Origin of the sequence: Kibdelosporangium phytohabitans, from assembly GCF_001302585.1 — a bacterium.
GTDB lineage: Bacteria > Actinomycetota > Actinomycetes > Mycobacteriales > Pseudonocardiaceae > Kibdelosporangium > Kibdelosporangium phytohabitans.
Map to the genome: position 1 here is coordinate 10883785 of NZ_CP012752.1, position 21276 is coordinate 10905060.

General features: G+C 69.3%; 27 protein-coding genes. 16 read left to right on the forward strand and 11 right to left on the reverse strand.

The window, feature by feature from the left end; genetic code table 11:
• Nucleotides 1-6 precede the first annotated feature (6 nt).
• The gene (locus AOZ06_RS48625) at nt 7-387 is read right to left on the reverse strand and encodes a type II toxin-antitoxin system death-on-curing family toxin (RefSeq protein ID WP_054295577.1); all 381 of its coding nucleotides are present in this window, start codon (nt 385-387) and stop codon (nt 7-9) included.
• Between the two features lie 15 nt (nt 388-402).
• Nucleotides 403-603, reverse strand: coding sequence for a ribbon-helix-helix domain-containing protein (locus AOZ06_RS48630; RefSeq protein WP_225954149.1), 201 nt, complete (start codon nt 601-603; stop codon nt 403-405).
• A gap of 122 nt (nt 604-725) precedes the next feature.
• On the opposite strand from AOZ06_RS48630, the gene AOZ06_RS48635 reads away from it, so the two are divergent.
• Nucleotides 726-1328: a TetR/AcrR family transcriptional regulator gene (locus tag AOZ06_RS48635; RefSeq protein ID WP_054295579.1), complete on the forward strand. Its 603-nt coding sequence runs from the start codon at nt 726-728 to the stop codon at nt 1326-1328.
• 51 nt (nt 1329-1379) lie between these two features.
• Here AOZ06_RS48635 and upp read toward each other — a convergent pair whose 3' ends face one another.
• Complete coding sequence (upp, locus tag AOZ06_RS48640; RefSeq protein ID WP_054295580.1) at nt 1380-2003, reverse strand: uracil phosphoribosyltransferase; 624 nt, start codon at nt 2001-2003, stop codon at nt 1380-1382.
• A gap of 61 nt (nt 2004-2064) precedes the next feature.
• Between upp and AOZ06_RS48645 the strand changes: the two genes are divergently transcribed.
• From AOZ06_RS48645 to AOZ06_RS48680, 8 genes are all read left to right on the forward strand, one after another.
• Nucleotides 2065-2730: a DUF1707 SHOCT-like domain-containing protein gene (locus tag AOZ06_RS48645; RefSeq protein ID WP_236951978.1), complete on the forward strand. Its 666-nt coding sequence runs from the start codon at nt 2065-2067 to the stop codon at nt 2728-2730.
• A 51-nt stretch (nt 2731-2781) separates the two neighbouring features.
• Nucleotides 2782-3756, forward strand: coding sequence for a deoxyribose-phosphate aldolase (gene deoC / locus AOZ06_RS48650; protein WP_054295581.1), 975 nt, complete (start codon nt 2782-2784; stop codon nt 3754-3756).
• Between the two features lie 3 nt (nt 3757-3759).
• Nucleotides 3760-5193 (forward strand): aldehyde dehydrogenase family protein, encoded by a 1434-nt coding sequence (locus AOZ06_RS48655; protein WP_054295582.1) that lies wholly within the window; start codon nt 3760-3762, stop codon nt 5191-5193.
• Nucleotides 5186-6055: an aldehyde dehydrogenase family protein gene (locus AOZ06_RS48660; protein WP_054295583.1), complete on the forward strand. Its 870-nt coding sequence runs from the start codon at nt 5186-5188 to the stop codon at nt 6053-6055. Before AOZ06_RS48655 ends, AOZ06_RS48660 begins: the two co-directional genes overlap by 8 nt.
• 162 nt (nt 6056-6217) lie before the next feature.
• Nucleotides 6218-6898, forward strand: coding sequence for a hypothetical protein (locus AOZ06_RS48665; RefSeq protein WP_054295584.1), 681 nt, complete (start codon nt 6218-6220; stop codon nt 6896-6898).
• Entirely contained in the window at nt 6891-7559 is a 669-nt protein-coding gene (locus tag AOZ06_RS48670; protein WP_054295585.1) for a hypothetical protein, read from the forward strand. Before AOZ06_RS48665 ends, AOZ06_RS48670 begins: the two co-directional genes overlap by 8 nt.
• A 74-nt stretch (nt 7560-7633) precedes the next feature.
• A complete protein-coding gene (locus AOZ06_RS48675) occupies nt 7634-7957 on the forward strand; it encodes a type VII secretion target (RefSeq protein WP_054295586.1) in 324 nt (107 codons plus the stop codon).
• Nucleotides 7957-9129, forward strand: coding sequence for a C40 family peptidase (locus AOZ06_RS48680; protein WP_054295587.1), 1173 nt, complete (start codon nt 7957-7959; stop codon nt 9127-9129). The genes AOZ06_RS48675 and AOZ06_RS48680 overlap by 1 nt, the downstream gene beginning before the upstream one ends.
• Here AOZ06_RS48680 and AOZ06_RS48685 read toward each other — a convergent pair.
• A complete protein-coding gene (locus AOZ06_RS48685) occupies nt 9111-9479 on the reverse strand; it encodes a YybH family protein (protein WP_054295588.1) in 369 nt (122 codons plus the stop codon). The two genes, AOZ06_RS48680 and AOZ06_RS48685, sit on opposite strands and share 19 nt — an antisense overlap.
• Between AOZ06_RS48685 and AOZ06_RS48690 the strand changes: the two genes are divergently transcribed.
• Complete coding sequence (locus AOZ06_RS48690; protein ID WP_054295589.1) at nt 9480-9893, forward strand: winged helix-turn-helix transcriptional regulator; 414 nt, start codon at nt 9480-9482, stop codon at nt 9891-9893.
• Here the strand turns inward: AOZ06_RS48690 and AOZ06_RS48695 are convergent.
• Entirely contained in the window at nt 9865-10320 is a 456-nt protein-coding gene (locus AOZ06_RS48695; RefSeq protein ID WP_054295590.1) for an Lrp/AsnC family transcriptional regulator, read from the reverse strand. The two genes, AOZ06_RS48690 and AOZ06_RS48695, sit on opposite strands and share 29 nt — an antisense overlap.
• A 69-nt stretch (nt 10321-10389) precedes the next feature.
• Here AOZ06_RS48695 and AOZ06_RS48700 point away from each other — a divergent pair, with 69 nt between their 5' ends.
• The 4 genes from AOZ06_RS48700 to AOZ06_RS48715 all read left to right on the forward strand — a co-directional run bounded on the left by AOZ06_RS48700 (nt 10390) and on the right by AOZ06_RS48715 (nt 13598).
• On the forward strand, nt 10390-11310 hold the full coding sequence (locus tag AOZ06_RS48700) for a threonine ammonia-lyase (protein WP_054295591.1): 921 nt from the start codon (nt 10390-10392) through the stop codon (nt 11308-11310).
• 50 nt (nt 11311-11360) lie between these two features.
• Nucleotides 11361-11762 (forward strand): hypothetical protein, encoded by a 402-nt coding sequence (locus tag AOZ06_RS48705; RefSeq protein ID WP_054295592.1) that lies wholly within the window; start codon nt 11361-11363, stop codon nt 11760-11762.
• Nucleotides 11759-12250 (forward strand): YbaB/EbfC family nucleoid-associated protein, encoded by a 492-nt coding sequence (locus tag AOZ06_RS48710; protein ID WP_054295593.1) that lies wholly within the window; start codon nt 11759-11761, stop codon nt 12248-12250. The genes AOZ06_RS48705 and AOZ06_RS48710 overlap by 4 nt, the downstream gene beginning before the upstream one ends.
• Nucleotides 12251-12350: 100 nt before the next feature.
• Nucleotides 12351-13598 (forward strand): hypothetical protein, encoded by a 1248-nt coding sequence (locus AOZ06_RS48715; RefSeq protein WP_054295594.1) that lies wholly within the window; start codon nt 12351-12353, stop codon nt 13596-13598.
• Nucleotides 13599-13694: 96 nt separating this feature from the next.
• On the opposite strand, the gene AOZ06_RS48720 is transcribed toward AOZ06_RS48715, so the two are convergent.
• Nucleotides 13695-14807: an adenosine deaminase gene (locus AOZ06_RS48720; RefSeq protein WP_054295595.1), complete on the reverse strand. Its 1113-nt coding sequence runs from the start codon at nt 14805-14807 to the stop codon at nt 13695-13697.
• Between the two features lie 254 nt (nt 14808-15061).
• On the opposite strand from AOZ06_RS48720, the gene AOZ06_RS48725 reads away from it, so the two are divergent.
• Nucleotides 15062-16360 carry a coiled-coil domain-containing protein gene (locus tag AOZ06_RS48725; protein WP_054297474.1) on the forward strand — a complete coding sequence of 433 codons (1299 nt, stop codon included), beginning with the start codon at nt 15062-15064 and terminating at the stop codon, nt 16358-16360.
• 173 nt (nt 16361-16533) lie between these two features.
• A complete protein-coding gene (locus AOZ06_RS57465; protein ID WP_157233658.1) occupies nt 16534-16686 on the forward strand; it encodes a hypothetical protein in 153 nt (50 codons plus the stop codon).
• Here AOZ06_RS57465 and AOZ06_RS48730 read toward each other — a convergent pair.
• From AOZ06_RS48730 to AOZ06_RS48750, 5 genes are all read right to left on the reverse strand, one after another.
• On the reverse strand, nt 16642-17919 hold the full coding sequence (locus AOZ06_RS48730) for a thymidine phosphorylase (RefSeq protein ID WP_054295596.1): 1278 nt from the start codon (nt 17917-17919) through the stop codon (nt 16642-16644). The two genes, AOZ06_RS57465 and AOZ06_RS48730, sit on opposite strands and share 45 nt — an antisense overlap.
• Before the next feature lie 10 nt (nt 17920-17929).
• Complete coding sequence (locus AOZ06_RS48735; protein WP_054295597.1) at nt 17930-18583, reverse strand: response regulator transcription factor; 654 nt, start codon at nt 18581-18583, stop codon at nt 17930-17932.
• A 9-nt stretch (nt 18584-18592) separates the two neighbouring features.
• Nucleotides 18593-20059 (reverse strand): sensor histidine kinase, encoded by a 1467-nt coding sequence (locus AOZ06_RS48740; RefSeq protein ID WP_169799088.1) that lies wholly within the window; start codon nt 20057-20059, stop codon nt 18593-18595.
• 8 nt (nt 20060-20067) lie between these two features.
• Nucleotides 20068-20571, reverse strand: coding sequence for a phosphatase PAP2 family protein (locus tag AOZ06_RS48745; protein WP_054295599.1), 504 nt, complete (start codon nt 20569-20571; stop codon nt 20068-20070).
• A gap of 97 nt (nt 20572-20668) precedes the next feature.
• Nucleotides 20669-21247 carry a helix-turn-helix domain-containing protein gene (locus tag AOZ06_RS48750; protein ID WP_054295600.1) on the reverse strand — a complete coding sequence of 193 codons (579 nt, stop codon included), beginning with the start codon at nt 21245-21247 and terminating at the stop codon, nt 20669-20671.
• Between the last annotated feature and the right edge of the window lie 29 nt (nt 21248-21276).

The following is a 21276-nucleotide window of genomic DNA, read 5'->3' on the forward strand; positions in this document are numbered from 1 at the left end:
CCGGCGTCACTGGTGTGGGTGGCTCCAGCCCTCGAACCGGGCGCCGATCGTGGCGATGTCGATCGCGCCCCTGTCCACCTCGCGGACCAGGTCGAGCGCGGCGTCCTCGTCCGCGTCCACCCAGTAACCGTTGATGTCGCACAGCGTCACAGCCGCGACCCAGCCGAGGCGCCAGTTGCCTTCGGCGAGCGGTCTGTTCCGGATGATGGACTCCATCAGCGCGGCCGACTTCAGCCACAGGGTCCCGTACGCTTCGACGCCGAGCACGGTCGCCTGCGGCCGATGAGCGGCGGAATCGAGCAGGCCGAGGTCGCGAACAACCAGATCTCCCCCGGTCACCGCCGCCGCGAGCACCAGCAGATCGCTGGCGTCCAGGTAGGTGATCACCGCAGACTTATATCGTCAGCCGGTCCCGAGTCGCTCCAGCAGCCCCTGGTAGCGGGGCAGAATGCGTTCAAGTACGTCGCCGATCTGCTGTTGCTTGTGCAGCTTCGACCATCGTTCGGAGAGCGCGAGCCGGAGGATCTCCTCTGAGGAGCGTCCTTCGGCCTCCGCGAGCGCTTCGAGCTGCTCGCTCTCCTCGTCACTCAGGCGCAAGGTCATGGCCACCGAGGCATCTTAACGGTTCAATCTCGAAAAGCAGAGACCCGGCAACCCCTGCCCGCCAGTTTGCCCCTTTGTGCACAGTCGGTTCCGACTACAGAAAACCGGGCTAATCTCGACAAGTGCCGCGCCCAAAGACACATGACGACGCTCTGCGCGTTCGTCTGCTAGACCGAGCCGGGGAGTTGTTGTCCGGTGAAGGCCCAGACGCGTTGAGCTTACGCAGACTCGCAGCCGACGTCGGAACGTCGACCACAGCTGTCTACTCGCTGTTCGGGGGAAAGCCCGCGCTCGTGCGAGAGCTGTACGTCGATGCGTTCCACCGGTTCGGCAGCAGGCTCACGCAGGTGAGCCTCTCCGGCGATCCCGCCGAGGACCTCGTCCAGCTCGGCCTGGCCTACCGCCGTGCCGCGCTCGCCGAACCCCACCTGTACCTGATCATGTTCACCAAGGCTGTCGCCGGTTTCGAGCCGGACAACGAGACCGCGGCCCACGTGCTGGGGCCGATGGTCGAGGTCGGCCGCCTGGCGGGTTTACCCGACCCCGAGACCGCCGCGATGACGGTCTGGGGACTCGTGCACGGGTTGGTCTCGCTCGAACTGAACGGGAACCTCACTGACGCCGGCCACGTCGAGCGCGTACTGCGCGCGGGACTGGCCGGCTTCAGCGTTTCGGTGGCAGTGCAACGGACAGCAAGCGCTGTCGTGAGCGGTTCGTCGGGCTGAATGTCGTGAGTGGTTTGGCCGGTTAGAACCGGACGAACCACTCACGAAGTGCTAGACCGAGCCGTACTGGCGGTCGCCCGCGTCCCCGAGGCCGGGCACGATGAAGCCGGAGTCGTTGAGCCGCTCGTCGATGCTCGCGGTGACCAACCGGACCGGAAGCCCGGACTCGGCCAGCGCCTGGATCCCCTCCGGCGCGGCGAGCACGCACACGGCCGTGACGTCGGTCGCACCGCGCGTGGTCAGCAGTTCGATCGTGTGCCTCATCGAGCCGCCCGTGGCCAGCATCGGGTCGAGCACGAACACCGGCCGCCCGGCGAGGTTGTCCGGCAGCGACTCCATGTACGGCGTCGGCTGCAGTGTCTCCTCGTCGCGGCTCATCCCGACGAAGCCCATCTGCGCGTCCGGGATCAGCTTCTGCGCCTGGTCAGCCATGCCGAGCCCGGCGCGCAGGACCGGCACCAGCAGTGGCGGGTCCGCCAGCCAGAAGCCGTCGGTGCGGGCGACCGGGGTGTGGATGCGCTCGACGCGGACGGGAGCGTCGCGCAACGCCTCGTAGATCAGGATCAGGGTGAGTTCCTGCAACGCGGCACGGAAGGCGGCGCTGTCGGTGCGAGCGTCCCGCATGGTGGTGAGACGGGCTTTCGCAAGCGGGTGATCGACCTCGACGACGTCCATGCGGCACACCGTACTTGGCAGCCGCTCCCCCGGCGCGCGGCGCGGTACTACCCTGCTGGGCGTGAGCCAAGACCAGCCGGGGGACCACCTGAGCATCCGGATCTCGAACGAGGACCGCGAGCGGGTGGCGCAGATCCTGCACAAAGCGATGGCCGACGGCCGTCTCGAGCTTTCGGAACTGGAGGAACGCCTCGACGCGGTGTACGCCGCGAAGACGTTCGCCGATCTCGAACCGGTCACCCGTGACCTGCCCGTGCAGGCCAACAGCCCGGTCCCGCTGCCGCCGCAGCTGCCGAGGCCCGGGTACCCGCCGGTGCCGGGCGGCCGGATCGTGCCGGGGGCGCAGCCGGGACCCGGCACGTCGATCGCCGTGATGTCCGGCGTCGACCGCAAGGGCGAGTGGGTCGTGCCGGAGCACCACAACGCGGTCGCGATCATGGGCGGTGTCGAGCTCAACCTGACGCACGCCCGGTTCACCGCCGCCGAGACGACCATCCAGTGCGTCGCGTTCTGGGGCGGCATCGAGATCTACGTCCCCGACGACATCTACGTCATCGTGGACGGTTTCGGCTTCATGGGTGCCTTCGAGGACAAGTCGATGGGCGTGCAGGCGCCCGGCCGCCCGGTCGTGCGGATCACCGGTTTCGCGATGATGGGCGCGGTCGAGGTGAAACCGCCGAAGAAGCGGCACCTCAGGGGCAGCGACCGGCACCAGATCGAGGAGTGAGCCTGCCGGACTCAACCGGCGCCCGACCTGCGAGCACATAGACTCGCTGGCATGGCCACACCCACGACAGCGAGGTCGGACGCAGGGCTACCGCCCGAACTCGCCGACGCGAAGCGTGACGAGAAGTCCCTGCGCGGATTCCTGCACGGACTGCCCGGTGTCGACCAGGTAGGCGTCGAGCAGCGAGCCGCCGGCCTGGCCACGCGGAGCATCAAGAAAGCCTCGAAGCTGCAGGCCATCGACATGGCCATCGCGATGGTCGACCTGACGACGCTGGAAGGCGCCGACACCCAGGGCAAGGTGCGGTCGCTGTGCGCGAAGGCCCGCCACCCCGACCCCGAGCGGCCCGACGTCCCCCAGGTCGCCGCGGTGTGCGTCTACTCCGACCTCGTCGCGACCGCTGTCGAGGCGCTGGACGGCACGCCGATCGGGGTCGCGAGCGTGGCCACCGCGTTCCCCGCTGGCCGGGTCGCCCGTGACATCAAGCTCGCCGACGTCAAGGCTGCCGTCGACGCCGGTGCGTCCGAAGTGGACATGGTGATCGACAGGGGCGCGTTCCTGTCCGGCCGCTACGGCCAGGTGTTCGACGAGATCGAAGCGGTCAAGGCGGCGTGTGGCGACGCGCACCTGAAGGTCATCCTGGAAACGGGTGAGCTGGTCACCTACGACAACGTGCGCCGCGCGTCCTGGCTGGCGCTGCTGGCCGGTGGCGACTTCATCAAGACCTCGACCGGCAAGGTGTCCCCCGCCGCGACGCTCCCGGTCACGCACGTGATGCTGCAGGCCGTGCACGACTGGCACACCGCGACCGGCGAGCTGCGCGGCGTCAAGCCCGCGGGCGGGATCCGGGACACGAAGACCGCGATCCGCTACCTGGTCGCGGTGCGCGAGGTCGCCGGGCCGCAGTGGCTCGACCCGAACCTGTTCCGGTTCGGCGCGTCCAGCCTGCTCAACGACCTGCTGATGCAGCGGCGAACCCAACTCGAAGGCCACTACAGCGGCCCGGACTACGTGACGGTGGACTGACAGATGACTACATGGGACTACGCACCCGCCCCGGAGTCGCGGGACATCGCCAACCTCAAGCCGAGCTACCGGATGTTCGTCGACGGCAAGTTCGCCGAGGGCACCGGTGAGCCGCTGAAGTCGATCAACCCGGCGACCGAGGAGGTGCTCGCCGAGGTCTCGACCGCGTCACCGTCCGATGTGGACACAGCGGTGAAGGCGGCGCGGCGGGCGTACGACAAGGTGTGGGGCCGGATGCCCGGCACCGAGCGGGCCAAGTACATCTACCGGATCGCGCGGATGATCGCCGAGCGCGGCCGTGAGCTCGCGGTGCTGGAGAGCCTGGACAACGGCAAGCCGATCAAGGAGTCTCGCGACACCGACATCCCGACCGCGTCCGCGCACTTCTTCTACCACGCCGGTTGGGCCGACAAGCTGGACTACGCCGGTTACGGCCCGTCGCCGCAGCCGCTGGGTGTCGCGGGCCAGGTCATCCCGTGGAACTTCCCGCTGCTGATGGCCGCCTGGAAGATCGCGCCCGCTTTGGCGTGCGGCAACACGGTTGTGCTCAAGCCCGCGGAGACGACGCCGCTGACCGCGCTCGTGCTCGCCGAGATCATCCAGCAGGCCGACCTGCCGCCAGGTGTCGTGAACATCATCCCCGGCGCGGGCGACATCGGCGCGGAGCTGGTCAACCACCCGCAGGTCGACAAGGTCGCGTTCACCGGGTCGACCGAGGTCGGCAAGCTGATCCAGGGCTCGCTGGCCGGGACCGGCAAGAAGCTCACCCTGGAACTGGGCGGCAAGGCCGCGAACATCGTTTTCGACGACGCACCGCTCGACCAGGCCGTCGAGGGCATCGTCAACGGGATCTTCTTCAACCAGGGACACGTCTGCTGCGCCGGATCCCGCCTGCTCGTCCAGGAATCGATCGCCGAGCAACTGCTGGCGAAGCTGCACACCCGCGTGTCGACGCTGCGCGTCGGCGACCCGCTCGACAAGAACACCGACGTCGGCGCGATCAACTCCAGCGAGCAGCTGGCCAAGATCCGCGAGCTGACCCAGGCGGGCGACGACGAGGGCGCCGAGCGCTGGACGAGCCCGTGCCCGTTGCCGGCGAAGGGTTTCTTCTTCGCCCCGACGGTGTTCTCGAACGTCAGCCAGGCGATGCGGATCGCCCGTGAGGAGATCTTCGGCCCGGTGCTGTCGGTGCTCACGTTCCGCACCCCGGAGGAAGCCGTGGCCAAGGCGAACAACACGCCGTACGGGCTGTCGGCTGGGATCTGGACCGAGAAGGGCTCCCGGATCCTGCACATGGCCGGCAAGATGCGCGCCGGTGTGGTCTGGGCCAACACGTTCAACCGCTTCGATCCCACCGCCCCGTTCGGTGGCTACCAGGAGTCGGGCTTCGGCCGCGAGGGCGGACGGGCCGGGCTGGAGGCGTACCTCGATGTCTGAGAACCGTTTGGGTGTCGCGAAGACCTACAAGCTCTACATCGGCGGGGCCTTCCCCCGGTCGGAGTCGGGCCGGTCGTACACGGTGACCGACAGCAAGGGGAAGTTCCTGGCCAACGCGGCGCAGGCGTCCCGCAAGGACGCGCGTGAAGCGGTCGGCGCGGCGCGCAAGGCGTTCGGCAAGTGGTCGGGCGCGACGGCGTACAACCGGGGCCAGGTGCTCTACCGCGTCGCCGAGGTGATGGAGGGCCGCCGGGAGCAGTTCGTCAGCGAAGTCTCCGCGGGCGAAGGGACACCGGCGAAGCGCGCCCAGTCCCTTGTGGACGCGGCGATCGACCGCTGGGTCTGGTACGCGGGCTGGACGGACAAGATCGCGTCCGTGCTCGGCGCGGCGAACCCCGTCGCCGGGCCGTACTTCTCCTTCACGGTTCCCGAGCCGACCGGAGTCGTCGCGGTGTTCGCCCCGCAGGAGTCGTCGCTGCTCGGGCTGGTCAGCGTGGTGGCTCCGGTGATCGCCAGCGGCAACACGGCCGTCGTCGTGACGAGCAAGGACCGCCCGCTGCCGTCGATCACGCTGTCGGAGGTGCTCGCGACCTCGGACGTGCCCGGCGGTGTCGTCAACATCCTGACCGGCAGCGCGGTCGAACTGGCGCCGTGGCTGGCGTCGCACGCGGACGTCAACGCGCTCGACCTGACCGGTGCGCCGACGATCCTGCGCGCCGAGCTGGAGAAAGCCGCGGCCGGCACGGTGAAACGCGTGCTGCGCGCCCCTGCCGACGAGCCGGACTGGACCAAACAGCCCGGCATCTCCCGGCTGCGCGCCTACCTGGAGTCCAAGACGGTCTGGCACCCGACGGGCGTCTGACCCCGCCCCGTTGATCAACAACGGTTGCACCTGACCGATACGCTGTAGCGGCGTCACGGCACCGCAAGACGGCCGGATTCGTGGTCCCCTGCAGACACTCTCACCCGAGTGACGCCACGCCGGCCAGGGCCCGTGTGGCGCGTACTTGGTGTGGAAGGTGCGATGACAACCGTCGACAAGATCACCGAACTGATCGCCGCGATGCTGACCGAAAGCCATGGCATCGCGGCGATTCAGCGCGGTGACGTCGTTGAACTGCCCGAACTGAGCCTGCGGGTCAAGGTCGACAAGCCGATCTGGCACCACGAAGACCGGCTCGTCCAGCTGCCTATCGGCATCGGCGACCCGGAGTGGTCGGCACTCGCGTGGGACCAGGCGGTCGGCGTGGCAGGCGAGGACACGCCTCCGCTCGCGCAGGCGTTGCTGGCCTGGGTACACCATGTACTGCCGCTGTTCATCGCGTTGCGGGACGCGGACAACCCGTTGGCGCACCCGGTCTTCCGGATGGCCACGAAGGACGCGGCGGGCGCGGAGACCGAGCTGCTGGCGGCGCCGGTGATGATGCGGATGTTCGGCCGGCCGGGGCCGTCGTTCCAGCAGGTGCTGGCGGACGACCCGCCGAGCCTGCTGGTGGCCGAGCGGCTGCTGCGCGACACCGAGCTGACCGGCCAGCCGACGTGGCTGTACACCATGTCCGGGATGGCGGAAGGCGAAGCGGTCAAGGACGTGACCGTGAACAACGTCTCGGCCACGGAGGACTTCCCCGGCTTCGACGCCGTACTCGACTGGGGCGACGCCAGCGGCACGGTCAAGTCCTGGGTGGTGCTGCGCCGTCGTGTCTGAATTCGATCCGGAGCAGATCGCGCAGTTCATCGCGAGCGTCATCGGTACCGAGTCCGTGCCGCACGGCCACGTGCTCGAACTGCCCGAGCTCGGGTACCGCATCGAGGTCGGCGGGGTGATGCAGCACGACGCGTCGTTCGTCGAGCTGCTCGTCGGCGTCGGCGACCCCGAGTGGGGCGGCTACGCGTGGGACCGGTCGGTCGGCATCAGCCGTGACGGCAGCCACCCGGTCGGTGAGGCCGTGCTCGCGTGGACGCACTACGTGCTGCCGTTGTTCATCGCGTTGCGCCAGCCCGAGCACCCGTTGACCGGGGTCGTGGTCCGGCGTGCGGTGACCGGCGGCGAGATCCTCGCCGGGCCGGTGGTGACCCGCAACTTCCACGGCCTGCCGGACGGCTTCGACGAACGGGTCGCCGCGAACCCGCCGACCATGGTCGTGGCGCAGTGGCTGGCCACCGGCGGCCAGCTGCCCGAGCGGCCGACGTGGCTGTACACCGCGTGCAGCCGGGTCTCCGGGGTCGAGGCGAGCGAGGTGACGGTGAACAACGCGCAGGTCACCGAGCACTTCCCCGGTTTCGACGACGAGCTGGACTGGGGCGGCGGCAGCGGTACGGTCAAGTCATGGGCGTTGCTGCACGCACTGCCCGACTACCTCAATTAGGTGGAACTCGGCACCGCCCGCGTGCGTCGTAGGGCAGAGTAAGGCCAGCACAGAGGACTGCACGGGGGGAGAACATGCCGGACGGCTTCAGGGTCGAACCCGAGGCGCTCGAGGCCTACAAGACCACGATGACCGCACTGTCCAACGAACTCGGCACGGTCGGCACGGCCACGCTGAGCGGCGTGAACGCGTTGCCGGGCGACTGCTTCGGCAAGATCGGCGCCGAGGTCGGCCTCAACGCCGCGTTCCAGCAGGCCGCGCAGGCCCAGCTGGACGGTGTCAAGGCGGCGTCGACCGGTCTCGCCGAGCTGGCGAAGGCCGTCGGCAACGCGCTGGTCGGCTACCAGAACCAGCAGACCGACACGGCGAAGTCCATCCGGCGCTCGGAGAACGTCTGATGAGCGCGGCGGGATTCGTCGGCAGCCTGGTCGAGCCGATGAAGCAGCACCTGGCCAAGCTGGACGGCGACACCGGGTCGGGCAGCAGGGCAGGCGAGTCGTTCGGCCGCGGCGCGACCGCGGTGACCGAGATGAAGGGCCGCCAGGAGACACAGGCCAAGTCGACCATGCAGGGCTGGTACGGCGAGCAGGCGAACGCCTTCCAGGGCAAGTCGGCCGCGTTCACCAACGCGATGAACACGCTGAGCACCAACTGCACCACCGCGCAGCAGGCCGCGAGCACCGCGACGACCGCGGTGACCGGTGGCCGCACCAAGATCCAGGGCCTGATCGACGAGTTCGTCGGCTGGGCCACGCCGCTCATGCAGGCCGCCGAGGTGGCCAAGCAGAGCGGCAACGAGGCCGCGTGGGGCCAGGCAGCCGCCGACGCCAAGGCGAAGGCCGACGACTACGCCACGAAGACCGCGCAGGAGCTGCAGAACGTCAAGGACCAGCTGACTCCGCTGGTCGGCAAGCTGAACGGGCTGGCGAAGGTCGACGCGGGCGCGATGGGTTCGCTCGGCGGCGGCGTCAGCGCGCCCGGCACCGGCACCTCCACGTCCAGCGCGGGCTCCGACGGCCGCAGTGGCATCGAGTCGGCCAGCAGCGGCAGCCACGGCGGCTCCGGTTCCGGCGGCAGCCACGGCGGTGGCGGTGGCGGTGGCGGAGGAGGCGGGGGTGGCGGCACAGCCGTCGGCCCGCGTCTGCCGGTCGCGATCCCGTTGCAGCCGGGCAGTGGTGTCGGCATCAACCTGCCGGGCGGTGCGTCGGTCGAGGCGCCGAACGAGGTGGCCGCGGCCGCGGTCCGCCAGGCGTTGTCCGCGTTGGGCACGCCGTACGTGTGGGGCGCGTCGAACCCGCCTTCCGGGACGGACTGCAGCGGTCTGACGTCCTGGGCGTACGCCGCCGCGGGGCAGGAGTTGCCGCGGCACTCGGCGGCGCAGGCGATCGGTGCGTCGGTGCCGGATCAGAGCCAGCTGCTGCCCGGTGACCTGGTGGTCTGGAAGGGCCACGTGGCGATGGTGATCGGCAACGGGCAGATGATCGAGGCCGGTGACCCGGTGCAGATCAACCCGATCCGGACGTCCAACATCGGGATGCCGTTCATGGGGTTCTACCGCCCGACCGGCTGACCCGAAACGCCCGGGTGGTCGATCACGTACCGCCAGCAGCCATCCGGACCGCGGCGGGCCACGTCCGTCGCGGTGCCGGAGACGCCCGCGTCCGCGATCGTCCAGTCCACGATCAGCAGCGCGATGTCGCCGCTGACGTAGACGGCGCGGGGCTCGACCGTCATCGGCTTGCCCAGCGCCAGCAGCCCGGCGTTGGCCGCCGCGCGGGCGGCGCCGGTCAGCGGTTCGCCCGCGGCCAGCACCAGCAGGCCTTCCGGTTCGTAGAGCCGCTCGACCTCGTCGGGATCGAACGTGTTGAAGGCACGCGCGAAGGCGTGCGGCATGTCGGTGGCGTCGTGGACACTGGTCATGTGGACAGCCAAGCGAACGCGCACGCAGGTCACCAAACGGAAACCTGGGACTCCGCGCTGGTTCCCGACACGCGCGGCCGTACCGACCAGCCGTCACCGGACTGCCCGGTCGAGGTCGCGCTCGACGCGATCTCCGGCCGGTGGACCACGCTGGTGGTGCGTGAGCTGATGCACGGCCCGCGGTCGTTCAGCCAGCTGCGGACCCGGCTGCCTTCGTTGTCCGCCAAGATCCTCAGCGAGCGGCTGCACGGGCTGACCGGCCGCGGGCTCGCGGAACGCACGCGCACCCCGGGTTTCCCGTCGCACACGGCATACCGGTTGACCGAGCGCGGGCTTGCCTTGCGGCCCTTGCTGATCGCGCTCTACGACGTCGGCAGCGAGCTGCTCACAACGGCAGCTCCAGGCCGACCTTGACCAGGTCGAACACCGGCATCGTGTCGAACCTTCGCACGTTCGGGTCCGCCAGGAACATGCCGCGCACCAGGTCACGGCAGTGCGCCGTGCTGTCGCACGCCAGGACGACCGCGTAGTCCCATTCGCCCGCGATCGCGTAGCACTGCTGGACGTTCGGGGCCGCGAGCATGCGGTCGCGGATCTCCGCGTGGTGCTCGACCGACTCGCGGTCGATCGTGACCAGCACGAGCGCGAGCATGCCGCCCACCCGTTCCTGGTCGAGCACCTCGACCTGCCTGGCGATCAGGCCTTCCTTGCGGTAGCGGGTGATCCGGCGTTGCACCGCGCTGGGCGAGAGGCCGACCCGCTCGCCGAGGTCGTGCAGGGTCTGGGTGGAGTCGCGTTGCAGCAGGGTCAGCAGGTGCCGGTCGATCCCGTCGAGAGTCACGCAAGGATTTTGCGTCCCGGCGCGAAAACTTTCAATCGCGCTCACGTCCGCGCTGGTTACGGTCGTGGCATGGATCTCCGACTCGACCAGATCGAACGCCTCGCCCAGACCATCGACCCGGTGTTCCGCGACAGCCCGCAGTTCACCGCCACCTTCGGGACACGACCGGTCCTGGTGAAGGTCGAGACGCTGAACCCGTTGCGCTGCTTCAAGGGCCGGGGCGCGCTCGCGTTCGTCGATTCGGTCGAGTGGGGCGTCACGGTGATCGTCGCCTCCAGCGGGAACTTCGGCCAGGCGATGGCCTACGCCTGCGGCCGAAGGGAAATCCCGATCGAGGTGTTCCTGCCGGAGAACGTCAACCCGGCCAAGCTCGCGGCGATCCGGTCCTTCGGCGCCACGGTCCACCTGTCCGGGATGGACACGGACACGGCCAAGAAACGCGCCCACGAGTACGCCGCGCAACGGCCGGACCGGTTGATGGTCCGCGACGGCGACGAGTCGCTCATCGCCGAAGGCGCGGGGACCATCGGCGTGGAGCTGCTGCGATCCGGTCCACTGGACACAGTGGTCGTCCCGGTCGGCGACGGGGCGCTGATCAACGGGATCGGCCGCTGGATCAAGGCCCATTCACCGTCCACTCAGGTCATCGGCGTGTGCCCGGCGGGCGCACCGGCCATGGTGCGCAGCTGGCGAGCGGGCACGCCCGTCGCGCACCCGGCCGACACGATCGCCGAGGGCATCGCGATCGGCAACCCGCTGCCGCAAGCCGTGCGGTGGATGCGCGAACTCGTCGACGACATGGTGTTCGTCGAGGATTCCGCGATCCTCACCGCGATGGGACGCGCGCTGCGCGGCCTCGGCGTCGTCCTCGAACCGGCCGGTGCCGCGAGCCTCGCGGCCGTCGACGGCGTTCCCGGTGATCGGGTCGCTGTCGTGCTGACCGGGGCGAACACCCGGCCGGGCCAGTTGGAGTCGGTCGTGGCCGCGTGAGGACAGGGCTTTGCCTGCGCAGGGGACGCGGCGAGCCATAGACTCCACATGTGGGGAATGAGGATCACGTCCAGGACGAACTGGACCGGCTCGGCCGCAGCGTCGCCGAGACGGGGGAACGCGTCGCCGCCGTCGTCGGCCGCTCCGGCCCGATCATCGGCAAGGCGGCCTCCGGCGACAACGCGATCAGCGTGTCGGTCAGCCCTGGCGGGATGCTGCGCGCCGTCGACCTGCAGCCCGCCGTGCTCGGCAGGCACGCCGACGAGGTCGCGCGCGAGGTGATGCGGCTCGCGGCGCAGGCGACCAAGATCGCCAACAACCGGATGCACTCGTCGACGCGCCAGGTGGTCAGCCCCGCGGCGGCCAGGAACCTCGCCGGGCTCGGCATGCCGGACGAGCCGCTGCCCCGCGACGACAACGAGCCCGACGATTTCGGCAGGGTGCTGTCGTGACCGAACCCCCCGTCGACGAACTCGTCCAGCAGGCCGAAGCGCGCCGCCAGGCCAGCGCCGACCTGCAACGCCGGATCGCGTCGATCGTCGCCACCGCGCGCGACCCGGAAGGCCTCGTCGAGGCGACCACGACGGCCAGCGGCGAGTTGAAGTCACTGCGGCTGCAGCAGGCCGCGCTGCACCGCGGTGTCCGCTGGCTGTCCGAGACGATCATGGCAACGGCGCACCAGGCCGCCGAGTTCGCCCGGCAACGCAGCCTCAACCAGCTCGCGCTCGTGCTCGGCGACGAGGCCGCCGCCCAGCTGGAAGGGGCGATGGGCATCGCGCCCGCCCGCGCGGCGGGCTGGGACGTCGTCAGCGACCGCGCACCGGTGCGCCCCGCCTACCCGGCGCCGGTCATCGGCTCGCCGGCCGGGCCCGCGCACGCCGAGGAAGAGGACGACGACGTGTTCACGTTCGATCCTTCGTCGCTGCGCAGCGACCGGTGATCGACGGTATTGCCAAAACCCGTAGGCTGCCCGCGACCGGTGTGCCCACAATCGCACCGGCGGGATCGGCTGGGATCGTGCAGGAGAAGGCGGAGGGCCAATGGCTCAGGACATCGTCCCGATCGAGCTCGGGCTGCCACAGGGCGACGTGGTCACCCTCTGGGCGCCGCGCTGGCGGGAGGAAGGCGAGGACTGGGAGGCGTTCCTCGGTGACGAGGAAGACCTGTACGGGTTCCCAGACGCGGCTCACCTCGCGGCGTTCGTCAGGACAGCGCAGGAACACGACCTGATCGACCACCCCGCGTGGCCGGTCGTGCCCAAGCTGACTGTCGAGGAGCTGCTGCCCGACGAGGAGCACCAGTACGACCTGGTCGGCGTGCCGGAACTGGCCGCACAGGAGCCGGACACCTGGACGCTCGACGAGCTCGCCGGGATCGTGGCGATCGTGCGATCGCTCGCGGACGTGTGCGAACTTGACGTGGTCAACGAGGTCCTGTCCGCCGCCGAGGGCTTCGACGTGCTCGACCAGGGCACCCTGGCGTTCACCGGCCGGGACGGCGAGCGCCGCTGGACCGAGCTGGCCGAGACGATCGTGGAGCGCTGGGACGAGGTCCTCGACGCCATCGACGACGTCGTCGCCGTGCCCGACGTGGACGAGGCCACGCTGGCCGTCGCCGCCGAGGAGCTGGCCAAGATCCAGGCCGAAGCCGAGGCCGCCGAGGACGCGGACGAGGACGCCGACGAAGAGGACGCCGAGGCGGTCGACGAGGACGAGGACGCCGAGCCGGAGCCGGTCGGCTTCTGGGGCGAGGTCGGCATCGACCCGATCAAGATCGTCACCGACGGGGCCGAGCACTACACCCTGCGCTGCTACCTCGACGACGAGCCGATCTTCCTCGGCAGCGAGGGCAAGATCGACGTCTTCCCGTCGGCGCGGGCACTCGGCCGGTACATCGCCTCCGGCGAGATCGGCGACAACGACCTGGCCGAGGTCTCGACCTGGGACGACGTGGTCACCAAGGCCACCGACGGCTCGCTGGAGATCGAGGTCGGCGAGGAGAACACCTACGTCCTGCAGGGCCTGGCCGACGACCTGGCCGAAGGCCCGAACTCGATCGACCCGACCCAGCTGGAGCTGGCGGTCGAACTGCTGCGGGACGCCGCCGACTGGGCAGGCGACAAGTCCGTCGACGAGGCGCTCGCGGAGTCCGAGTCCCTCGGCTGGCTGGTGTCCTTCGTGCTCTCGCCGGACCCGACCAGGCTGGTGCCGAGCCCGCCGTTCGACGCCGAGGTCGAGGCGTGGCAGACGCTCGTCAACGCCTTCGAGGACCGGCTCGAAACCCACTGACGCTGTGCGACGAAGGCCACAGCGGCCGCGTGAGACGGTAAACACTCGTGAGTGGTTGGTCCGGTTCTAACCGGACCAACCACTCACGAGGTTGTTTCAGCCTTCGGAGGGGTGCCGCCCGGCTTCGTCGATCAGTGCCGCGTAACCGGGCTTGATCACGTTGTTGATCAGGTCGAGCCGCTCGTCGAAACCGATGAACGCCGACTTCATCGCGTTCACCGTGAACCACCGCAGATCAGCCCAGCCGTAGCCGAAGGTCTCCACCAGCGCGGCCATCTCGCTGGAGACGCTGCACCCGCTCATCAACCGGTTGTCGGTGTTGACCGTCACGCGGAACCGGAGCTTGGTCAGCAGGCCGATCGGGTGCTCGGCGATCGACGGCGCCGCACCGGTCTGGATGTTCGACGACGGGCACATCTCCAGCGGGATCCGCCGGTCCCGCACGTAGCTGGCCAGCCTGCCGAGGTGGGCGGTGCCGTCCGGGTCGACCTTGATGTCGTCGACGATCCGCACGCCGTGCCCGAGCCGCTCCGCGCCGCAGTGCTGCAGCGCCTCCCAGATCGACGGCAGGCCGAACGACTCACCGGCGTGGATGGTGAAATGTGCGTTCTGCTGACGCAAATACTCGAAGGCGTCGAGGTTGCGCGTCGGGGGGAACCCGGCTTCCGGCCCGGCGATGTCGAAGCCGACCACGCCGTGGTCGCGGTAGCGCACAGCCATTTCCGCGATCTCCGCCGAGCGGGCGTTCTGCCGCATGGCGCACAGCAGCGTGCCGATCCTGATCTTGCCGCCCGTCGCCTTCTCGCCCTCGCGGAAGCCCGCTTCGACGGCCTGGATGACCGTGTCGAGGCTCAGGCCCTTCTCGGTGAACAGCTCGGGGGCGTAGCGAACCTCGGCGTAGACCACGCCGTCGTCCGCGAGGTCCTGTGCACATTCGGATGCCACCCGAACGAGGGCTTCCTCACTCTGCATCACCCCGCACGTGTGCGCGAAAGTCTCCAGGTAGCGCTCCAGCGTGCCCGCGTTCGCCGCTTCGGTGAACCACTGCCCGAGCTCGGCCTCGTCGGTCGTGGGAAGATCGACATAGCCTGATGCGTCGGCGAGTTCGATCACCGTGCGCGGACGCAGGCCGCCATCGAGGTGGTCGTGCAACAACACTTTGGGGGCACGCCTGATCGCCTCGGGGGTAACCGGGTTCGGGTTCGACATGCCAGTACGTTACCCGCCCCTGCCCTCACCCGATCGTGTCCAACCGCGCCCACGTACTGTGTCCATTCGGTCATCGCCCGCAACGGGCGCCGTACCGCCGAACGGCCCAATCGGCCGAGATCAACTAACACGAAACTAACGGGTGGTGTATGGACGCGTTTTGGGACTGGCTAGGCTCCCCTGCGTCTCCCCTCCCCAGGACGAAGGTCACCTCCGTGAACGAGAACAACAACGCCACGGTGTCGTTCGACCGGATGCGCAACATGCTGACGCGCGCGGCCGAGATCCGTGAGAGCGAACAGCAGCAGGTGTTCGACGCGCTGGACGAGATCCACGCGCGGCTGAGCCCGCTGGACTCGCTCGGTTCGGTGCGCAAACGCTTGTCCGAGCTGCCGGACCGCACCGAGGTCGGCGTGATCGCCGAGCGCCTGGACGAGGCGATGGCGAAGCTCGAGGCCCAGGACACGGCCATCGCCGGCCTCACGCGTGCGGTCGAGTCGATCGTCGACAAGCTGGCCACCCCCTTCGCGCAGCTCGACGGCCGCCTCGACGGCGTCGTCGGCAAGATGGAGGGCGTCGTCGGCCGGATGGACGGTCTCGAGGACAAGCTGGCGAACATCCACCGGCGGATCGACTCCCTCGACGGGCACCTCGACAAGCAGGACGCCCGCATCGACACCCTGCCCGGCCAGGTCCACGTGCCGGTCAAGGAGCGCATCGACACCCTCGAAACCGCGCTGCGCGGCCGTCTCGACGAGGTCGACGAGGGCGTGCACGAGCACCTCGACGGCACCAAGGACGCGCTGCACCGCCACGTCACCGAGGTCAACGACGGACTGGCGCACAAGCTCGACGAGACCCGCGACACGGTCAACTCGACCCGCGACAAGCTCACGTCGGCCGTCTCCGACTCCCGCGAGGCGCTGAACTCCGCGGTCACCGAGTCGCGTGACGCGGTCAGCTCCGCGGTGTCCGACTCCCACGACTCGCTTTCGTCGGCCGTCACCGACTCCCGCGACTCGCTGGTCACCTCGCTCGGCGACGCCCGCACCGGCATCACCCACTCCCTGGACGAGGCCCGCACCGCGCTCAACGCCGCGCTGGACGAGACCAAGGAGACGATGGACGCCAGCGACCGGCTCGAAGCCCTCGCGCAGCGCCTCGAGCAGGCCCTCGGCCGTCTCGACGACATGGCGACCAGGCTGGACACGGTCGAGGACGGCTTCGCAGCCCGCCTCGGCGAACTGGGCGGCACGCTGGAGCAGAGCCTGACCAAGGTCCAGGGCACGCTGGCGGCTCAGCCCGACACCACTGTGGTGACCTCGCTGGTGAAGAAGAGCAACGAGGAGACCGAGCGCCGGATCGGCGGCCACCTCGACGAGGCCATGGCGACCTTCGCCGAGCTGATGATGGGTGGTGGCCCGGCGATGCCCGCGGCCCCGCCGTCGACGCTGCCGCGTCAGCAGCGCCGCGCCCGTGGCAGCAAGAAGGTCAACGGTGAGAAGCCGCGCATGGAGGAGCTCGAGGAAGCCGACTCGAGCGACGACAACTGACAAGAGTTCGGGAGAACGCCCCCGGTCCGCCGGGGGCGTTTTTCGCGTCACAGGTCGGGCAGCGCGGCCCGTTCGAACGGCGGTGGCAGCAGATCCAGCAGTTCGGCGTCCAGAAGTCGCGGTCGCGAACCGTCGACTGCCCGTCGTGGCGCAACAGCCAGGTGATCTCGCCGTTGGAATTCAACAACGTGCTGGCTTCGGTGGCGTTCAGCACGGTGGCCACCAACGCCACGGACGAGGCCGACCCGTCGAGCTGCAGGCTGTACTCGATGGCCCCGCCGCTACCGCACGGTGTCGATGACGAGTTTCCGCTCGGCGACGGCTGAGCCGACGCTGTAACCGCCCGTCAACGCCTCCAGCGCGGCCGCAACAGCGTCAGGCGTGTCCGTACGCAGCTCCAGGAGCGGGTCGCCCTGGGAAACCTGGTCGCCGGGCTTCGCGAGGCACATGACGCCCGCAGCGTGCTGCACGGCGTCCTCCTTGCGGGCCCGTCCCGCACCCAGGCGCCATGCGGCGACACCTACGGCATACGCGTCGAGGTGCGCGAGAACACCGGTTTCCGGGGCGGTCACGACGTGCACGTGCGACGCCCTCGGCAGCGCCGCTTCGGGGTCTCCGCCCTGTGCGCTGATCATCCGTGCCCAGGTCTCGTACGCGCCGCCGCTCGCCAGGACCTGTGCCGGGTCTGTGTCGATTCCCGCGAGGGCAAGCATTTCCCGGGCCAGCGCGACCGTCAGGTCGACGATGTCCTGTGGGCCGCCGCCCTTGAGGACCTCGACGGACTCCTGGACCTCCACCGCGTTGCCGACCGCGCGGCCGAGCGGGACGGACATGTCCGTCAGCAGCGCCGTGACCTTGCGGCCGTGCTGCTTGCCAATCCCGACAAGGGCTTCCGCCAGCGCACGGGCGTCGCCGATGGTCTTCATGAACGCGCCGGAGCCGACCTTCACGTCCAGCACGAGCGCGTCGGCGCCCTCCGCGATCTTCTTGCTCATGATCGAACTGGCGATCAGCGGGATCGACTCGACCGTCGAGGTGACGTCACGCAGGGCGTAGAGCTTCTTGTCGGCCGGCGCGAGGCCCTCGGTCGCCGCGCAGACGACCGCGCCCACCTCGGTGAGCTGCCTGGTGATCTCGTCGGTCGACAGCTGGGCGCGCCAGCCGGGGATCGACTCCAGCTTGTCCAGCGTCCCGCCGGTGTGGCCGAGGCCACGCCCGGACAGCTGCGGCACGGCCGCGCCGCACGCGGCGACCAAGGGCGCCAACGGAAGCGTGATCTTGTCGCCCACGCCGCCGGTCGAGTGCTTGTCCACGGTCGGCCGGTCGACTCGCAGGTCGAGCCGCTCACCGGAGTCGATCATCGCCTGGGTCAGCCGCGCGGCCTCCGCGGTGTCCATCCCGTTGAGGAAGATCGCCATCGCCAACGCGGACATCTGCTCGTCGGCCACCACACCCCGGGTGTACGCGTCGACCACCCAGTCGATCTGGTCGTCGGTCAGGCGGTGACCATCCCGCTTGGTTCGTATAACGTCCACAGCGGACAGTCGTTCTCGGCTCATGGCACCAACCCTAGACGCCGGGCGGGATCAGTCCCGCCTCGTAGGCGATGATCGCCGCCTGTACTCGGTTGCGCACGTTGAGCTGCTTGAAGATCGTGCTCACGTAGACCTTCACGGTGCCCTCGACGACGTGGATGTGCCCGGCGATCTCGGCGTTGGACATCCCGGTGCCGATCAGGCCGAGCACCTCGCGTTCGCGCTCGGTCAGGCCGGTGACCTGCTGGGTCGTGCGCAGGCGCGGGCCACCGCCGGAGAGGTGGTCGACGACGCGCCGGGCGACCAGCGGCGACAGGTACGCCGCACCTGCCGCGACCGCGCGCACACCCGCGATGATCTCGTGCGGGTCCCCGGTCTTGAGCACGAACCCGCTCGCGCCCTCGGTGAGCGCGCGGGAAACGTTGGCGTCGTCGGCGAACGTCGTGAGGATCAACGCCGCGGTCCCGGTGCCCAGCCGCCGGATCTCCGCGGCGGCGTCGAGCCCGTCGAGGTCGGGCATCCGGATGTCGAGCACGGCCACGTCCGGCCGGTGCGCCAGCACCTGCTCGACCACAGCACGGCCAGTGCCCGCCTCGGCGACGATCTCGATATCGCCCGTTGACGTGAGGATCGTGCGCACGCCCATGCGCACAACAGGCTCGTCGTCGGCGAGCACGACTCGGATCATGTCCGCATCCTATGGACCACGCACGAGCAATGCCTTGTCCACGAGGACACCGTCACGGAAGCACAGCCGGTACAGATCCAGGCGCCGTTCGTCGAACGGGTTGATGTGCGTGCCGTAGTGCCGGCAGTTCGGGTGGTCCGCGTTGTCCACACGGGTCCGTTGCGGGAGCACACCGGAGATCTCCGCTTCGGCCTGACCGACCCGCAAGCGCTCGTAATCGGCAGGGTCCAGAGTCGACGTCACCGCGTCGAACACCAGGTAGCCGAGCACGCTGATCACCAGGGCGCCGGATATCCCGGCGGCGAGCAGCACGGTACGCCGGGCGCTGTGCCGCACTCGCTGTTCCACGAGACGGCGGAAGCTGCTGGTGCTCGGCGTGAGCACTGGCTTGTCCGGCAGGTGCGCGGTGACCGCGAATCCGCCTTGGGGACGCGGGCCCGCGTCGAACCGGCCGCCGACCAAAGTGACGCGCTCAGCGAGCCCGAGCAGCCCGTAACCGCTCCCTGTGGCGCTGGCGGGCCGTTGCGCCGGTTCGTTGATCACGTCGAGGTCGATCCCGTCGCTTGTGGACCGCAGAGACACGGCGACCGACGCCCCGGGAGCGTGCTTGATCACGTTGGTGAGCGCTTCCGTGAGTACACGGTGGATCGTGCGTGCGATCACGGCATCCGGTTGCACGATGCCGTCGCTGGTCACGTCGATGGCCAACCCGGACTCGCGCGCCCGGTCGATGACAGCGTCGAAGGACTCGACGGCGTCGTCTTCCTCGGCGCGCAGCAACCGGACCGCGTCAGCCAGGCGTTCCGAGGCAGCGGTGACACTCGCCCGCGCCGCACGGGCCGCCGCGCGCTGGTCGGCGGGAAGGCTGGGCGAAACCTCCAGTGCGCCGACCGTCAGCGCCGCCTGGGCGAGTTCGTGCCCGACCAGGTCGTGCATCTCCGCGGCGAGCCGTGCGCGTTCCCGGGTCCGTGCCTGGTCGGCTTCCCGTTCCGACTGCTCGGCACGATCCCAGCCCGCCTCGATCATCTCGGCGTACCGGCGTCGATAACGACCACCGGACCACGGCAGGACAGCGAACACAGCAGCACCCGCCACAGCAGCGATGGACGTGTCGGCGCCACCCGACACAAGGCCGCCGATCACCCCGGTGCCGACAGCGACCGCCAAGGCGACAGCACCATGATGACCTGCCGTCGCGTACTTGCCGGCAAGGAAGCTGAGCGTGATGAGTCCAAAAGACAGCGTGAACGTGCTCACGGTGCTGCCCACTGAAACCCGGGAGAAGAAACAAACCTGCCACGCAGCGAGCGCCACGACGAGCACAACGACAGGCCGCCGACGAACCAACGCCACACACGCCGCGAGCACAACCAGGTACGCCACGGCCTCCCACACGGGCAAACGCCCCGGCAGCGAGGTCACCACGGCCCACAACACCGGCAGAGCGGTCAGTACCCACAGGCTCAGCGCACGCACGACCCGCATCATCTCCCCAACAGCAACGCGCCGCCCGACCGAGCCCGCAAACGCGCCACAACGGGAGTCATCACCCGCGCCAACGGCCCCGCCACAAACGCGAGCCCCGCACCCAACAACAAACCGGCAAGAACGTCGTGCGGATAATGCACGCCCTCGACCACCCGAGCCACAGCAACCAGAATCGCCAACGCGACGGCCACAACACCCATTACCCGGTGCACGAGCAAAAGGCCGACCGCGGCGGCACCGGCGATTGTGGCGTGATTGCTCGGGAACGACCAGTCCCCGACCTCAGGACAGCCCACGACACCACGACAGGGCCGTTCCTCCTGGAAAAGCACCTTGAGCACTTCGCTGACCAGATACGCGACCGCCACCATCAGCGGCGCGACGACCGCCAAAGACATTCGCGCAGCACTCTGGCGCCGCGCAAGCCACCAGACAACCAGGTACGCCAGAACGAATCCGCCGATGATCACCTCGGCGGCGATGTGAGCGATTTCCACCATGAATTCGACGCTATGGAAACCGCCACAACCACACCGCTGCCCGAAGGCACCGGACGACCTTCACTTCCGACAGGTCCCGCGACCTGTCTTACGGCCCTCAGCGGCGCTGCGTACGCAGGTGGATGCGTTCACCCTGCTTGCCGAACAGGCTGAGCACCTCGCAGCCGCCACGGCCGGCCGCGCCGAACCAGTGCGGGATCTGGCAGTCGAACTCGGCCGCTTCGCCCGGTCCCATGGTGAAGTCCTGATCCCCCAGGCGCACGCGGAGTTTGCCGGACAGCACGTACAGCCATTCGTGGCCCGCGTGCACCCGCAGGTGCGGTTCCTCGTCGTGCGCCGGGATGGTCAGCTTGTACGCGCGAGGCTCGCTTTGGTGGCGTGACAACGGGATCAAGACCCGTCCGCCGGACTTCTCCGGCTGTTGCGGTACGCGCGGGTCGACGATCCGGGGTGCTGAGACTATCTCGTCGAGCGGGACACCCAGTGCCGCCGTGACCGGCAGGAGGAGTTCCAGGCTCGGTTTGCGCTGGCCCGACTCCAGTCTGGACAGTGTGCTGGTCGAGATGCCGGTCACCCGCGCGAGGTCCGCGAGGCTGACGCCCTTCTTCTCACGTGCGCGACGCAGGCGCGGGGCGATCTGCTCGATCACCGCGTCGACGGTCGGTTGGCCCTCCATGCCACCCAATGTATCCCGGAATCGGCAAC